Annotated in this window: 22 protein-coding genes; 6 read left to right on the plus strand and 16 right to left on the minus strand. The window is 48.9% G+C overall.

What is annotated here, in order from left to right:
* Positions 1-151: 151 nt before the first annotated feature.
* The 13 genes from B5D39_RS01040 to B5D39_RS01090 form a co-directional block, all read right to left on the minus strand.
* The gene (locus tag B5D39_RS01040; RefSeq protein ID WP_078788529.1) at positions 152-520 is read right to left on the minus strand and encodes a hypothetical protein; all 369 of its coding nucleotides are present in this window, start codon (positions 518-520) and stop codon (positions 152-154) included.
* A gap of 55 nt (positions 521-575) precedes the next feature.
* On the minus strand, positions 576-845 hold the full coding sequence (locus B5D39_RS01045; protein WP_078788530.1) for a hypothetical protein: 270 nt from the start codon (positions 843-845) through the stop codon (positions 576-578).
* A gap of 65 nt (positions 846-910) precedes the next feature.
* Positions 911-1,084 (minus strand): hypothetical protein, encoded by a 174-nt coding sequence (locus B5D39_RS16890; protein WP_153304298.1) that lies wholly within the window; start codon positions 1,082-1,084, stop codon positions 911-913.
* Between the two features lie 173 nt (positions 1,085-1,257).
* Positions 1,258-1,845, minus strand: coding sequence for a hypothetical protein (locus B5D39_RS01050; protein WP_078788531.1), 588 nt, complete (start codon positions 1,843-1,845; stop codon positions 1,258-1,260).
* A 60-nt stretch (positions 1,846-1,905) separates the two neighbouring features.
* Positions 1,906-2,082 carry a helix-turn-helix domain-containing protein gene (locus tag B5D39_RS17185; protein WP_208610529.1) on the minus strand — a complete coding sequence of 59 codons (177 nt, stop codon included), beginning with the start codon at positions 2,080-2,082 and terminating at the stop codon, positions 1,906-1,908.
* 215 nt (positions 2,083-2,297) lie between these two features.
* Positions 2,298-2,456, minus strand: a complete 159-nt coding sequence (locus tag B5D39_RS16895; RefSeq protein ID WP_153304299.1) for a hypothetical protein — start codon at positions 2,454-2,456, stop codon at positions 2,298-2,300.
* A 36-nt stretch (positions 2,457-2,492) separates the two neighbouring features.
* Entirely contained in the window at positions 2,493-2,780 is a 288-nt protein-coding gene (locus tag B5D39_RS01060; protein ID WP_078788533.1) for a hypothetical protein, read from the minus strand.
* Between the two features lie 4 nt (positions 2,781-2,784).
* On the minus strand, positions 2,785-3,015 hold the full coding sequence (locus tag B5D39_RS01065) for a hypothetical protein (RefSeq protein ID WP_078788534.1): 231 nt from the start codon (positions 3,013-3,015) through the stop codon (positions 2,785-2,787).
* Positions 3,016-3,118: 103 nt separating this feature from the next.
* Positions 3,119-5,146 carry a DUF927 domain-containing protein gene (locus B5D39_RS01070; protein ID WP_078788535.1) on the minus strand — a complete coding sequence of 676 codons (2,028 nt, stop codon included), beginning with the start codon at positions 5,144-5,146 and terminating at the stop codon, positions 3,119-3,121.
* Between the two features lie 233 nt (positions 5,147-5,379).
* On the minus strand, positions 5,380-5,697 hold the full coding sequence (locus B5D39_RS01075; RefSeq protein ID WP_078788536.1) for a hypothetical protein: 318 nt from the start codon (positions 5,695-5,697) through the stop codon (positions 5,380-5,382).
* Positions 5,698-5,700: 3 nt separating this feature from the next.
* Positions 5,701-5,955 carry a hypothetical protein gene (locus B5D39_RS01080; RefSeq protein WP_078788537.1) on the minus strand — a complete coding sequence of 85 codons (255 nt, stop codon included), beginning with the start codon at positions 5,953-5,955 and terminating at the stop codon, positions 5,701-5,703.
* Complete coding sequence (locus B5D39_RS01085; RefSeq protein WP_078788538.1) at positions 5,952-6,587, minus strand: hypothetical protein; 636 nt, start codon at positions 6,585-6,587, stop codon at positions 5,952-5,954. The genes B5D39_RS01080 and B5D39_RS01085 overlap by 4 nt, the downstream gene beginning before the upstream one ends.
* 21 nt (positions 6,588-6,608) lie before the next feature.
* A complete protein-coding gene (locus B5D39_RS01090; RefSeq protein WP_078788539.1) occupies positions 6,609-6,860 on the minus strand; it encodes a helix-turn-helix transcriptional regulator in 252 nt (83 codons plus the stop codon).
* Positions 6,861-6,969: 109 nt separating this feature from the next.
* Here B5D39_RS01090 and B5D39_RS01095 point away from each other — a divergent pair, with 109 nt between their 5' ends.
* The 4 genes from B5D39_RS01095 to B5D39_RS17255 all read left to right on the plus strand — a co-directional run bounded on the left by B5D39_RS01095 (position 6,970) and on the right by B5D39_RS17255 (position 10,032).
* Positions 6,970-7,713 carry a helix-turn-helix domain-containing protein gene (locus tag B5D39_RS01095; RefSeq protein WP_078788540.1) on the plus strand — a complete coding sequence of 248 codons (744 nt, stop codon included), beginning with the start codon at positions 6,970-6,972 and terminating at the stop codon, positions 7,711-7,713.
* Positions 7,714-8,044: 331 nt separating this feature from the next.
* Positions 8,045-9,217 (plus strand): type I restriction endonuclease, encoded by a 1,173-nt coding sequence (locus B5D39_RS01100; RefSeq protein ID WP_078788541.1) that lies wholly within the window; start codon positions 8,045-8,047, stop codon positions 9,215-9,217.
* Positions 9,218-9,437: 220 nt separating this feature from the next.
* A complete protein-coding gene (locus tag B5D39_RS01105) occupies positions 9,438-9,713 on the plus strand; it encodes a BrnT family toxin (RefSeq protein WP_078788542.1) in 276 nt (91 codons plus the stop codon).
* Positions 9,697-10,032, plus strand: coding sequence for a BrnA antitoxin family protein (locus B5D39_RS17255; RefSeq protein ID WP_244161316.1), 336 nt, complete (start codon positions 9,697-9,699; stop codon positions 10,030-10,032). The genes B5D39_RS01105 and B5D39_RS17255 overlap by 17 nt, the downstream gene beginning before the upstream one ends.
* An 82-nt stretch (positions 10,033-10,114) precedes the next feature.
* Here the strand turns inward: B5D39_RS17255 and B5D39_RS01115 are convergent, their stop codons facing one another.
* Positions 10,115-10,534 (minus strand): type II toxin-antitoxin system HicB family antitoxin, encoded by a 420-nt coding sequence (locus B5D39_RS01115; protein ID WP_078788543.1) that lies wholly within the window; start codon positions 10,532-10,534, stop codon positions 10,115-10,117.
* Between the two features lie 11 nt (positions 10,535-10,545).
* Entirely contained in the window at positions 10,546-10,725 is a 180-nt protein-coding gene (locus B5D39_RS01120; protein WP_078788969.1) for a type II toxin-antitoxin system HicA family toxin, read from the minus strand.
* A gap of 595 nt (positions 10,726-11,320) precedes the next feature.
* Here B5D39_RS01120 and B5D39_RS01125 point away from each other — a divergent pair.
* On the plus strand, positions 11,321-11,764 hold the full coding sequence (locus B5D39_RS01125) for a DUF6932 family protein (protein ID WP_139366638.1): 444 nt from the start codon (positions 11,321-11,323) through the stop codon (positions 11,762-11,764).
* Positions 11,761-12,687 (plus strand): hypothetical protein, encoded by a 927-nt coding sequence (locus B5D39_RS01130; protein ID WP_078788544.1) that lies wholly within the window; start codon positions 11,761-11,763, stop codon positions 12,685-12,687. Before B5D39_RS01125 ends, B5D39_RS01130 begins: the two co-directional genes overlap by 4 nt.
* A gap of 163 nt (positions 12,688-12,850) precedes the next feature.
* Here the strand turns inward: B5D39_RS01130 and B5D39_RS01135 are convergent, their stop codons facing one another.
* Positions 12,851-13,630 (minus strand): hypothetical protein, encoded by a 780-nt coding sequence (locus B5D39_RS01135; RefSeq protein WP_078788545.1) that lies wholly within the window; start codon positions 13,628-13,630, stop codon positions 12,851-12,853.
* Positions 13,631-13,996: the final 366 nt, after the last annotated feature.

Below are 13,996 nucleotides of genomic sequence, written 5' to 3' on the forward strand. Positions count from 1 at the left end.
ACCCTATAAAGCCAAGTGGCTGGCTAAAACATAGCCAGCCACTTGCTCCATCCTTTCTCATCTGTTGAGGCCGCACGCACTGCTGTAGAGATCCGCTTCATCTGCTGCAACTCTTCATCTTCCAGCGCTTTCAGTGCGGCCTTGAAATAACTTAGGCCGTAGCCCCATGCACCGGGGCCATGTCCGGCAGCAATGAGCCTGCAGACAGTGCTGACAAGTTCTGTCTCACGGTCTCGATCACCATGTCTCTGTATCCCGCCAGAAGGACGTCCAGCGGGAGCAGGGCGAAAAAATCGGCGTTTACCTCCTTCACCTTCTCAAAGATGGTACGCAGTTCAGACGGGGTCAGGTTCAACAGAAAATCAGGGGTGGCATCGGTCAGCATGGTTACCAGCTCCTGCATGCCTGCCATCATATCAAGGGTAGAAAAGCGGTCCTTGAAATCCAGGATCTGACGCATGGTCAGCTCGTTGATGGTGATGACTCGTTCGTTAAGGGTTATGGTTGCAGTTTTTTTCATGGGTTGTTCCTTTCATGTATCTGGTGGCGCAATTTTGCGCCGGTTGTGGTTGTGGTTAATTTCTTATCTGAACATCAAGGTACTCGTTAAAGCCCTGCACAAGGCAAACATCAAACGCCTTATCGGTTTTAAGCCGTACAACATCTTCAAGCGAAACCTGCAGGGCTGCTGATTGCGGGGAAACGAAAACGGTTCTGCTTCTGCTGATCATCTGGCAGAAACCTTCCTCTTTGCTGGTACTCTGCCAGGCCATGCACTTGCTGGCCTCACACAGGCTTGAACGCTGCAGCGGGCATGATTTCTGTTTTGCTTCGGTTGTGGTCATAGGGTCTGGCCTTTCTGTCGCACGAGCATTGCTTCCAGGAAAACCGGCCTCCCGGAAGCAAAACGCTATATCGCCTTCATACGCTCGATGGACTCTGCCCGCTTACGATCAACAAACGCCTTCAACTTTTCAATATGGTCAGAAACTGTTTTTTGTTGATTGTTAAACTGCGCTTCAAGGTGACGCAGGTGCCATTCAGCATCATTTAATGACCAGTTTTCATCAATTATCAGGTTCATTTTGGTGTTATCCTTTCGTTATGAGAATATGCTGGTTACTGGTAAGCGGCCATTCGGGTTTAGCTTACGGGCCTTGAATTGCTCCAGCTGCTGAACTTCAGCCTTAATAGAATCGATTTTTGACAGGCGCTGTCTGATTTCGGAATCAATTTTATCAAGGCTCCAATCGTGATTTAAGAGCATTGCTGCGCCCCCTCAGGTGTCAGGTAGAGCTGTTCCGCCTCCAGCAAAAAGGGACGGGTGTTTTCTTCATGGGTAAAGCAGGCATCGGTGACAAAATCTTTTATATGTTGATGGCGATCCGTCACATAGTACGGCAGACCGGCTGAATAGATGGCGACCGCTTTTTGCAAGGCCGGGGTCAGTTCTGCAAGCATCAGCTTGGCAGCCGCTGCATACACCGCACTCTTCTTGTTGCCCAATTTTGATTCAAGCTGATCACGGCGTTTCGATTCCAGTGTCTGACGGGTAAGCAAAAGAATCTCGTCATAGTCAGCGGCCTGTCTTCTGGCCTGTGCCAGCTGATCGCCTATCTTGTCAGCTGCATTAATCGGCTGGTTGCCTGCCACAATATCGGCATGCAGGACAGAGCGTTGCTCTGTCAGAGACTTGATCCGGGCATCAATCAGGTTTATCTGCCTGGTAGCATCATCTACCCGGTCATCCAGCAGACTGATTTCTTTCAGCAGCTTTGCATGGTTCTCCATCTCCAAAAAATAGCGGTGTTGTGCTGTCTTCAATTCCTCTTGAATGTTTTGCATCGGTTTTTTCTCCTTGTGTGCCGGTCTGTGCCAGCGGTTTAAAATGGCCTCGTTTCAGTTCTATTGCCGATTGTCGATCTCGTCGTCGCTTTCCTCTTCGCATGTGCTGATCCTCTCAACATCCGCCTTCAGGATGTATGAACGTTTACTAAACCCAAACCGAAAGGCGGTAAGTTTTCCGTCTGCAATAAGTTTTTTCACCGTAGACGGCACTACCCCCAGGCGGTTTGCTACCATTGGGATGGTTACAAATTCACACTTTTTAAAGACCATTGTGCCCACCCAAAACTTAAAAAGTGCGCCGTGGAACCTTGTGCAGCAAAAAGGGAAAGGAGCCTCTCAACTGCATATTCAGCCGGGGAGGCGCTGCATCAGATGGCGGTGCCCACCTGATCCCCTGCTTTCACCGACACAACACCGGCAGCGGTGAAAGGTTCGGTTCAGACATTAGACTACTCTGCAGCTATCTCAGCCTGAATCTGTTCAATTTTGGCCTGCATACGGCAGGCTTGCTCTTGCGTCTTGTCGGCTATGTCCTCCAGGGCCTGCATGTAGCCCTTTAAAAACACCAGCCGGACCTTGCCTGGTAACTCTTCAAAATTCTGTGACATAGGTTTTTTCTCCTTTCTCTGGTTGGTTCGCTGCTATCAGGCAGCTTTCAGTTTTGATGCTGTGGCAGATGCTATCTGCTGCTGCAGCAGCTTTTGCTCCAGCCGGTCGTCTTCAGTTACTGCATCATCAGGTGCCAGCCATTTGATGATGTCATGCAGCATAAAGCTCAGGCCTTCGTATGGTGACGACCCATCGCTGTATTTCCTGTGTTGCAACCCAAGGCCATCAATGCCCAACTGAATGGCCCGCAATTGGTGGCAGGCCCGTTGCATTTCGTCAAAATCGTACACAACGCCTTGGCTGATATCTCGCTTGTCTTGCATGGGTTTAAGCCTCCTTTTCTTTCATTGCCTCAGTTAACCAGTGGTGACCCTCTCCAATATCTTCGCAAATGGCGTCAAAGATTCCACACAAGCCGCTAGATATTTGCAGGTCGCTTAGATTTATGTGGACAGGCGCATTGCCAAGGCTGGTCAGTAGCACTTTCATAACTTCAAGCCGTTCCAATGCCCCTTCAATCAGATCTAATGCATGTTCAGGTGCCAATGGTTTTCCCATGTTCGTTCCTTTCTGTTTGTGGTGTAAGTGGTGTGGTACCCGCCCACAGGGTGACAGTCCGCCTGCCCGTGGGGGCTGGCTGCGGCCTGGACCCTATGGACGGCTACAGTTCTTCCTCAGTTGCTGCAGCATCAAGATTGATGCGGTAGTATCTGGCAGATTTCAGGCCAGGAAGGCGTTGCATGGTGGCCTCTGCCTTGCCCTTGTAGAGCATCCCTTTTTCAGCCAGTATTCGGGCTGCCACACGGGGATCAAAGCCCTGCACGATTCGATTGAATGACTGGGGTAGCACGTAGTATTCGGTATGCCGTTCATCAACCAGATCGGTTGTCACCACCAGATCACGACGGTAGCCGTACATGTCGATCACCTTGTCCTCTACCAGTTTGTCTTGATAGAACCGCTTGAACCGGCTGTCACCGTGGGCCTCAAAAAAGCCCAGCACCTGCTTCAGCAGTTCTTGCGGTTCCTGCTGGCCTGCCCCGCCCCGGTGGGCAATCCAGGCCTTGAAACAGACACCGGCAGCCCAGAAGGCATCGCCCTTGTTCCAGCCGGTAATACCCCAGATGGTGGCCAGTTCTCCGGCTGCGGCTGCCAGTGCAAACCGGTTAAGCATCCGCAAGGCCTGCGAGGCGGCGTCTTTGGGGCGGTTGGCTGCTGAAAATTCAGCCATCAGTTTCTTGGCCTGCTCTTTGGCGGATTCAGGATCGGCAGCTATCTTTGCGACAAAGGTGGTAAAGGCGGTGCCATAGTGGCGGTGGGAGGCCTGTTTCAGTTCATCTGCAAGGGCCTGGGCAGAGGCACGGTTGTTGATGGTGTCAAAGATACCAAGGCCTTTTCCGGCATCTGCAGGGATATCTGCAAGGCGCTGTTCCTGCCCTGCGTACAGACGGCCACCTTTGGCGTTTGAGAGGTCTGCAAGGCCGATCTCACCAGAGGAGAGCAACACCAGCCGCCAACTACTCCCCCCCTTTGACCCGCCGGACAGGTTGGCCCGGCTCCGGCCTTTTCCGTTCAGAATGTGATAGGCCGTCATTCCTGCTATTTCTGCAGCGAGTTGCTTCATCTCATCCAGGATTAAACCAGCATCGTTACAGAGGGTGGCCACCGCCTCCAGGCCGTTGCTGGTGGCGTTCCAGGTGGTGACTATTTGGCGAGGATTACCAAACAGGCTGGCAACGATGATCAGAATGGTGGATTTTCCGATGGATGAATCCCCCAGCAGGTTGAAACCGCTGTTTTCCATCTGCAGCAGATGGAGCAGGGCGCTGGAAAAGCCGATTGAAACCGCAAACACTGGGCGGCTGTTGCCTTTGATGGGAACTGAAACGTGGTGTTGCCAGTCTTCAAGGGTGTTGTTGCTGCTGAAACGGTGGCCATCATCCCCCACGTAGTGAACCAGTTCTGAAGTCTGGCCAATGCACCGCTCTGGCGTGACATAAACCAGTTCACCGGTGGGCAGTTGCAGCCAACCGGTTTGGGCCGTGGTTCTGGCCCGGGCCTTGGGGTCTTTTTGCAGCTTGCGGTTTGCCTCAAGGATGAAGTCCATCAGCTGGCCCTTGGCCTTGTAGCTGGTGGCAATGGTCAGGCCCATGTCCAACAGGCTGGCGCGGACATCTTCTGCACCGGCCTTCAGCAGCTTCATCGGCATGATCCAGGTGTGCAGGTGCTGGTCATGGTCTCTGAACTGCACCAGCATGCCCCAGCCTTCCTGCCGGGCATCCCGTACCAGGGCAACCGGCAACAACCATGAACAGACGAAAATCTCTTTGACCACCGGCTCCTCACCGTCTCTGCCATCCTGCTGATGGAGGAAAAAGACGCCGGTGCCTTTAACGACATAGGAGCCAAAGCGTTGTATTGCTGTTTTGGCACCGGCCTTCAGCAGCGGGTGTGCAAGGGGATCACCCAGCAGGGCGGCCTCTTCCCGTACCCGTGCCTCAACTGCTGCTTTGTAATCCACCTTTGCCATGGGCGGCTGATCAGCCGGGGCTGATGCCGGTGCTTCTTCAGCCGGTGCGGTTTCTTCTGCTGCCAAAGCCGGTTTTGCAGCAGCCTTGCGGCTTTTGGCTGGCTTTGCCGGTAATACGGTTGATTTTGCTTTACTTTTTCCGGTTTTTGGGGTAGTCATAAAGGCATCCAATCTTGTTTTTCTTCAGTCTTTGAACCCTCTACTGGTTGCCTCCGGTAGGGGGTTCAGTCGTTTCGGGAGTGTTGCTATCACTAAAAACCTTAATAATTTCAGCTTGTATCGTGTGTATCAGTTTGTTACAACTTCACGAAACTGATTTTATTTAATAATTTCGGACGTATAGCAGTGTTTCAGCTGTTTCAGCGCCAAACAATACATAGGGTAAAAAAATCTTAAACTTCCGGGGCTGGGGTCTCTGGTTCGATCAGCCGGGGGTACAGCCCATCCATTTGGCACTGAATCTGTTTCAGCATCTGGCAAAGAGTTTCATCACCATGACCAGCTGCGTACTGGTTGGCGGCATCGATAGAGTCTGCCAGCTGGGAGAGCTGGTTGATGGATGGTAAGATGAGTGTTCCAAAGTGGATCGGTTCAGGCTTGGAGATACTGGCAGCATCACCAGCCAGCTGCAGCAGGCGGGCCTCATGCTCGGCGGTAAAGCGGGCAGCAATATTCTGTAGTGCTTGGGGGATCTGGTCTTGAAGTGACATGGTTTAGTCTCCTTGCTGGGTGGCAACAGGTGCTATTCTGTCGTTTGGGTAAAGGGTGTTCTGCACTTCCACCAGCATGTTCAAAACATCATCCAGCAGCCAGCCAAGCCGGTTGGAAACCTCAACGCTTTCCTCATCGTAGGCGCGACCATGCAGCTGCCCATGCTGTTCATCCGCCAGCACCAGGTAATGGCGCATGTGCTCCAGTTTTAAGGATACGTCCGGCAGTGTGCGGGTGTGGGTGTCTGGTGTATTCATTGTGTTACCCCCAATCTTTTCATTTCATGGTTGAAGCGGGTGGTGAAGGTGGTCTGAACAAACTGGGTCAGGGGTTTCAGGATTTCTGGTTTACCGATCATTGAGGCTGGAGAGATTACTGCTGATTCTGCAATGGGGAGACGTTCTTTCCCCAGCCGCCGGAAAACACCAACGTGGGTGCCGGTTGCGCTGCCCTTGCCAAACTTGACCCCTGCCAGAAACTGCCGAAGCTGGGTGGTTTTGCCTCTCTCTATCTGGACCCGGACACCTACCTTGCCCCGTTTGATTGCGGTGACGCCTTTACGGCCCCGCTTGGTCATGCCTGCCGATGTCCGGCGATATTCAACAGCCCCGAAGTAGACCAGGCTGATACCCCCAGCCAGAAAACTGATGGTTGCGGTAAGATCGTCAGTCACCCTACCCACTGCCTGGATACGTGGCTTTCCTGATGCCTTGTTCAGCAGATCTGTCTGATTGATGTTGTACCTGCCCCTGATCAGGCGGCTGGCTTCGGTAAGGGTGCTGGTCTGTACACGAGACATGGCAAGCTTTGCAGCTTTACGGACCTTGCCAACGTCGCCTTTCGCTTTTTGCATGGCCTCGTTAAGTCCCTTGACCGACATATTCATCATGGTTGACTCCTTTCTGCCTTTCTAGGCTGCCTGCTGCTGGGTGGTGTGCTGGTTTTCAGTTCGGCTGGCGATGAATGCCTGAACTGTAGAGAGACGGTAACGAACTGCTTTTCCCAGTTTGACGTATGGGGGGAGGTCGGAAGTTCCGTAGACTCTGGCACGGTTCAGGGTTGATACTGCCAGGCCAAGTACGGAGGCTGTCTCCTGGACGGTAAGCAGACGGTCACTGCTGATCGGTTCAGGTTGCTGGGTGGTAGGCGAGTTCTTTTGCATGGTGTGGACTCCTTTCGTTTAATGTGTGATAGAGTTTGACTACGATTTAAATCGTATGTACGATAAGAATCGTATGGTGTCAACGATTAAAATCGTAGGAGCGTAATAAATGGCAGCAAGACCGGCTGGTGGGGGAGTCACTCCTGAAAGAGTAGTCAAGCTTTTACGAGAGGAAGTGGCGAAAACAAGTCAGGCAGCAACGGCAAGGGCGACTGGTCTAACACTCCGGGGAGTTCAAAACTATCTCAAGGGCATAGGCGATCCCACCACTGCAACCCTGCAGAAGTTGGCTGATTATTTTGGGAAGTCTGTAGCGTATTTGAGAGGGGAAGAAACCGAGAACAGAATTTCTAAAGTCAGAATAGTAAAAGATTTGATCCAAAAGCCGGGGTTCTGTGACAATCCTCAAAAGATTGCCCAGTACATCGGTTATTACGGGCTTAAGGCTTCAGCAGAAGAGGTTTCAAGTTCGTTATTGCCTCAGGCTATACATGAGTTGACCAATGCAGGTAATGATTACGAAAAGGCCTCACAAGAGACTATTCAAAATATCGTTATTCCAATTTTAACTGAGGTAGCCTTCTTCGGAGGCACCAAAGAAGATTTTATTAACCAGTTGGAGCTTAAAGGCATTTCAATTACGGGGTACGATATTGGGCTTACATTTGCTGATGTCGAAAAGGAATTTGCAAAAATCAGAAAGGACATTGCAAAAGAGCTTGGCATTTTTGAGTCAACTTTACTGGAAAATGCAAAAGCTTTTTTGGCTATACCAGAGGAAAGACGTGAAGAAGCTCTGGCAATCCTGCAGCGTGAAGGGATCATCCCCCCAACTACAGACCCGGTGAAGTGAGGTTTTCTCACTTCACCCATAAACCATAAACCACCACCAGCCATCACCCGCCCACCTCATCACCCTGCATCCACCGTTTTTGATTTTATTTTTCCCCTTGTATTGGTTTGCCCTGAAACAGCAGCTACAGCGAAACAATGCTGAAATCATTGGACAAAACAGCATTTTTGAGTATGTAACAAGCTGATACATATGATACACGCTGATATTGTTGGTGTTTTTGGTGGTTGGGTGGGGTAATTGAGCAAGAAGATGATGAGGGCCGGTTGCAAACTGCCAAAGTCTTGCTACAGTTGGCTGTAGTTTCTGATTCTTCTAAGGAGCATTCCCCATGCCAGATTTTAAAGATCGCCTTGTCCGCCACGCTGAGCATATCAAGAACGTAAGCAGCCATTGCAGTACTGAGGAGACCACCAAGCAGGCGCTTATTCTACCCCTGCTGGATGCCTTGGGTTTTAGCCCCTATGATCCGACGAAGGTGCAGGCAGAGTACGGGGCAAATCTGCCAGGTATCAAGGCCAATGAGAGGGTGGATTATGCCCTGTTTGTGGCTGGTAATCCGGTTATGTTCATTGAGGCAAAGTCTTGTTCTGATAAGCTTACCAACCATACTGGCCAGCTGGTGAGATATTTCAACTCTACCCCTGGGGTTTCAGTGGCAGCCATTACCAATGGTCGTGAGTGGCGGTTTTACAGTGATCAGAAGCATACGAATATTATGGATACGACTCCGTTTCTTGTGGTGGATTTTGAGTCTCTTGCAGATTCTGACGCTGATAAGCTTTCTCGCTTCAGGTACGATAAATTCAATCCTGATGGTTTACGCAGTTTTGCAGAGGAGCAGACGTTGCTTGAGTGCTTTACCGCTGCTATTGAGAGTTGCTTGCGGGAGCCTGATGCTGATTTTATCCGGTTTGTGGCCACCAGATCAGATGCTGCTGGCAGGTTGACCCCGAAACAGGTTGAAGCGTACACGCCTATTGTGAAGCAGGCCTTGGTAGAGGCTATCAGCAAGGTTGTTGTGGGTGGGCTGTCTGCTCCTGTGCCTGCCCCGGCAACGGAACCGGCTGCAGTACCACGCTGTGATTGCCCCGATGGTGATGTTGTCGATCCTGATAATCCCAAGATTGTTACGACTGAGGCTGAACGCCGGGTGCTGGCACTGGTGCAGGCCATTCTGGACGGTAAGGCAGAAGAGTCTGAGATAGTGGGGAAGGATACAGAGAGTTATTTTTCTGTTTGCTATCAAGGGAAGAACAATCGCTGGCTGTTGCGCTACCACGGGGATAGAGCCACCCCGTACATCAGCTTCAATATCCCGATGACGCTTGAGCGCACGAAGCAGGCAGCCAGGGCAGGTTTGGTGGTTCAGCCAAACAATACGATCGCTCTGGTGAAGCCTGAACATCTGATGAAGCTTTCAAATGTGCTGTTTGATGCACTGGAGTTTTGCAAGAATGATGAGAATTTTAAACGGAAGGGTAATGGTGAAGAGTCAGCGTAATGGGTATACTTTGATTTTATTTTTCCCCTTGTATTGGTTTGCCCAGTTAGTGCCGTTAATCAGTTAAGTTACTGATATAAATAAGCAAAATAGCCATTTTCAACAAGTTAAGGCCGGTTAGGCGGGTTAAGTACTGATATTGTTGGTTTTTTTGGTGGTTGGGTGGTGGGATGTTAGCAGGCAGCATTGACATTATGTTATTTTGTAGTTATAAATAATCATGCGTTATGAGCGGGATGAAGATAAGCGACTGGCAAATCTTGAAAAGCACGGGCTTGACCTTGCTGATGCCGATCTGGTTTACGAGCATCAGCAAAAGCTGACGGTGCCCTGCAAAACCACCCATGAAGAACGGTGGCAGGATTTTGCAGAGGTTGACGGCATTCTTGCCGTGCTTACCTGTGTGTACACCAGGCGGAATGATACGGTACGCTTTATTTCGTTCCGCTATGCCAGTCGTAAGGAAAGGAAGGTGTATTATGGGGCAGATCGTTAGCCATACCAGTGAAGAGCTGAAGGCCATGCGCGCCCGTGGCGAATCAAAAAGCGACTGGACACGGGTAAAACGTAACTATGACGCCGGTATTGAACCTGCTGCTGACGAAGATAGCCCGGACATGTCGGCTGCTTTACGGGAGCATGTGGCAACATTGAAGCGAGGCAGGGTACTGGGCAGCGGAACCAAGGTACAGAAGACGGTACGGTTTGATATTGCGGTGTTCGAGGCGTTTAAGGCAACCGGTAAGGGGTGGCAGACCAGAATGAATGAGGCCCTTAAAACCTACCTGAAGGAACATCCGCTTAATCATGTGTGACCAGCGGATAGGCAGGCAGCAATAGAGTATTTTACCCCCCAATGCTTTCAGCATGGGTGCGAGGCGCTGCAAAGCGCCTCTGCTATTTTAAAGATCCGCCACCCGCGTGCATAATTCTGTCCATTGCAGCGTTTACCAAAAACCGGCTGCGAGTTTCACCTTTTGCAGAAGCATAGCGGTCTATCCTGCTTAAAATACGCTTGGGCATACTGATATTCACCCGTTCTGAGGTGTCATCAAGCAATGTACTGTCAACCTCAACCACCGCCCAGATCCATCCAGCATAATCAGGATCCTTTGCATAGTCTGCGACCCCCTTGGGCTCTGGTATGGTTCCACCGTCATCAAGTACGGTTTCAATCCACAAGGCTATGGCCTCTTTGCTGTTCTCTATCGCTTCATCCAGCGTATCACCGGCAGAAAAACAGCCGGGAAGATCAGGTACCTCTACGCCAAAGGCGGTGGTCTCACTGCCTGGTTCTATCACTATCGGGTATTTCATGGTTTTCCCCTTTACAGCCCTGCCTGCTTCAGTAACTTGCGTACAATCCCTATCCCCATATCCTTTTTGGGGTGAGGTACGCTGATATGTCCCGGTTTAACGGGGTGAACAAAAACATGGTGTGACCCCTTCACACTGCGTAGCGTCCATCCATCGCCCTCAAGTTGCTTTATCAGTTCGCGGCTGTTCATCTTGTGTATTATACACAATAAAATTGCTCTTTCTATAAAAAATACACACCGTACACAAAAAAACAGCAGGATCTTGTGGCTGGAAAACCTCGAAAGCCACTGATCACGAATCAGCCCCCAAAAACTGACGCTCTTTTCCTGTGCCTGGGCTTCCTGCCATATCATTCCCCGATATGAAAAACTGACGCTATTCAGGTGACACGTCCGTTTCTCCGCGTTCAGAAAAATCTCATTCGTAGCCAAACGTCGGGGTCTTGTCAGCCCGCATGGAAGAAACCCCAGGGAGGACCCGCCACTATATATGGTGTGCAACTCCAATTGGCACCCAACATACAGTAGATCAACCATTACCAGAAAATCTTGTAATGGCGCCCAGAACTTGAGGGTTAGATTCTATTCTGGATAGGAGTAGCAGGGGTGTGCTGTGCCTGCCATGTGGCCATGTGAGACAAAATTGCGACGCGGGATATCCTGATCATCTGGGGCGCGGGGGGCTGCGATAATTTTTAACAAACATAACGAAAGTTGTACATTTTGCATCTTCGGTTATAGTAATTGTAGTTGAGTCCAACACATAAATTTTCTATGGGGACTTATGGAACACGAGCCTTTACTTCCTCCAGGTATCCACGACATCACTGAAGATCAACTCGATAATCATTTTCTGAGTTCATTTTCAACGTCAACTACACGGCAGCCGTTAATAAACGGTTTAAAGTCCTTTATAGCGTTCCTGCGTAAACTCGGCATTCCGTGTGAAATGTGGATAGATGGATCATTTACAACCAACAAAGTCGACCCAAATGATATAGATCTGGTTGTTTTTGCTTCTGAGTCAGATGTGAATCAGCTGGATAGTGATAAGCAACTGCTATTAGCAAATCTAATAGACAGAGCATCAAGCAAACGTAGATTTGGATGTGACGTGCTATTTGCTGTGGCAGAAGATTTTGAAATGAGAAGCTACTGGCGTGGCTGGTATGGTTTTGATAGGCAAGAGAGGCCAAAGGGCGTAGCAAAAATTATGGTGACGTCATGATTGATCGTCTTCGTAAATTAAAAAATGATGCATTAAAGCATCAGATAGATCTATCTCAAAAAGCTGGAGACGGTGGTAACTTAGCTTATCAGCTAGCGGCTCAATCTATGTCTAGCCATATTGACGATCTGTCTCAACAAATTGCATTACTTGATGAAAGACCAATCTTTGAATTTTTAGAGTTTAGGTTAATTGCATCCAAATTAAGGGATGGATCTATACCTTTAAGCCTACTTGCTAAAGTAGTAGACGAAATACGACAGATGATAGGGCATGCTGCTTTAAGGCTTTCTCAGGGGGGGATGTGGAGAAAGAGGGTATCAAAAGACCTATACAATGATTTAGATCTGAGATTAGCAGCAATCTTACCAGGTTCTTCTCGGCTTGTAATTTCAACATCTGCCCAAAGAGATCTTTTTGACGACGGTCTCTCAAAAAATGCTTTTGAACGTATATTTAAAGTACTTGATAGCCAAGGAGAAGGTGGACACTTTCTTGAAGCTGTTACCGATCTTGGTCCAGCCAGTGCTCGACGCTTGCGTGAATTTCTACATCTACTTCGTAGCAACTCAGCAGAGTTGCAGCTCTCATGGCGCTACTCAGGCAACACTGTAAAGCAGTGGAACGGGGATTCAGAATCGATTGTAAATGTTGCCTTTGCTCTTGATTCAACGGAATTAATTGCAAAGGATAGCATAGAACTTGAAGGCTACATTGAATTGTTAAGTAAGCGAGAACGCATACACTTAACCACCGACGATTCAAGGACAATTAGGATACTTTTCCCCAAAAGACTTTTAAGGGCAGTTTCAGAACTTCACTTGGATCAACGGGTCAAACTTCTCTGTTCGGTTACTGAAACAGAAAATCCCTTAACTGGCGAATCTTCCATTTTTTATGAACTTGAAGATATCATTGACTGATGTATGTCCGTAACTATTACGGATCATTTACTACTATTTCCTAATCCTATACTAAAAGAGCAGCTATCAGGCAAAGGTGAGTATGTCTTGGCTATATGGTGCGCGGAGGCAGGTGCCTCAGATGATCAGGGCTCTTTTATGGCGGATATCCATTGGAAACAACTTACTTTTTAGGTGATGACATGTTTTTAAACGTCAAGTTTGACTCACTTGATTGACCCTTGGCACCAACTGGACCAGAACTCAGCACAACACCAATCACAATTGACACAATAGAGATCAGTATTCCTCCTATGGCTAGGTATGTGCCTGTCTTATGTCGCCTGTCGGCTTGTATTTGGGCCTGTGTTTGGGCTTGCTTTTGCTCAGCATCATACGCTGCCAAGCTTGCCATATGTCTTAATATCTCATCCTTTACATTAACAAGTTGATCAGCAGCCTTCTCATATTGCGAAAACTGCTCCTCTTCTTCAGCTTTACATGTAACGTCTTTTCTGCATTTTTCAGCTGTAACAAGTGTTTTTGCCTCTTCAAACGGCCTAATTATCTTTGCTGATGCATCTGGTATCACAACAAACAGTGTGTTTTTAGAGAATGAATCAAGATATTCGTCAATCTCTTCAGCAAGTGCAATTGCTATTACGTCATAAGCATCATATGCGGCCCGGTATAGATGTCCATGCGCTTTATCAAGATTCTTATGGCAATATTTAAACTCATCACCTTCGTATTCCTCAGCAATAGGAAGCTGATACAGCACAGCATGAGCTCGGGCGACATGGTCAAACGCCGACCTCAACTCCACTATTGCCGGCACTGAAAGCTTCTGTTCCTTATTAGCTCTTTCAGACGTAATGACGATCTGCTTGACCTTCTGATAAAACCCAATAAGGTCGATGTATTCAATTCTGAGCTGTTCTTGCTGTTCTGCTGTGAGTGGCATTAATTAACCTACCCCGATTGATTATTTATCTGACAAAAAAAAGGAGCCAAATTGGCTCCTTTAGACGCGTGTGTAGTAGTTTAACGTAGCGCTTTAGGCGTATGCTGACGAAGCTTTTCCCTCTTGGCGTTAAGGTCACCGGTACCAACCAAATAATCAGCGTAGCAACGGGTGCTCTGCCTCACGAGAATACCATGTGGGCAGCAAGCATCGTCTGAATTATAGGCCGACCTAAAATTTGTGCCGAAGAGTTCCTTTTCGCTGAGCCCAGTAAGCCTCTTGGCTATATTGCTCATAACCCTTCTCTCCCTTTTGATAAAACAATGAATTAAAAAAATGACTAAATTTTAAACTTACATGTAAGCT

Origin of the sequence: Trichlorobacter thiogenes, from assembly GCF_900167465.1 — a bacterium.
In the GTDB taxonomy this organism is placed as follows: domain Bacteria; phylum Desulfobacterota; class Desulfuromonadia; order Geobacterales; family Pseudopelobacteraceae; genus Trichlorobacter; species Trichlorobacter thiogenes.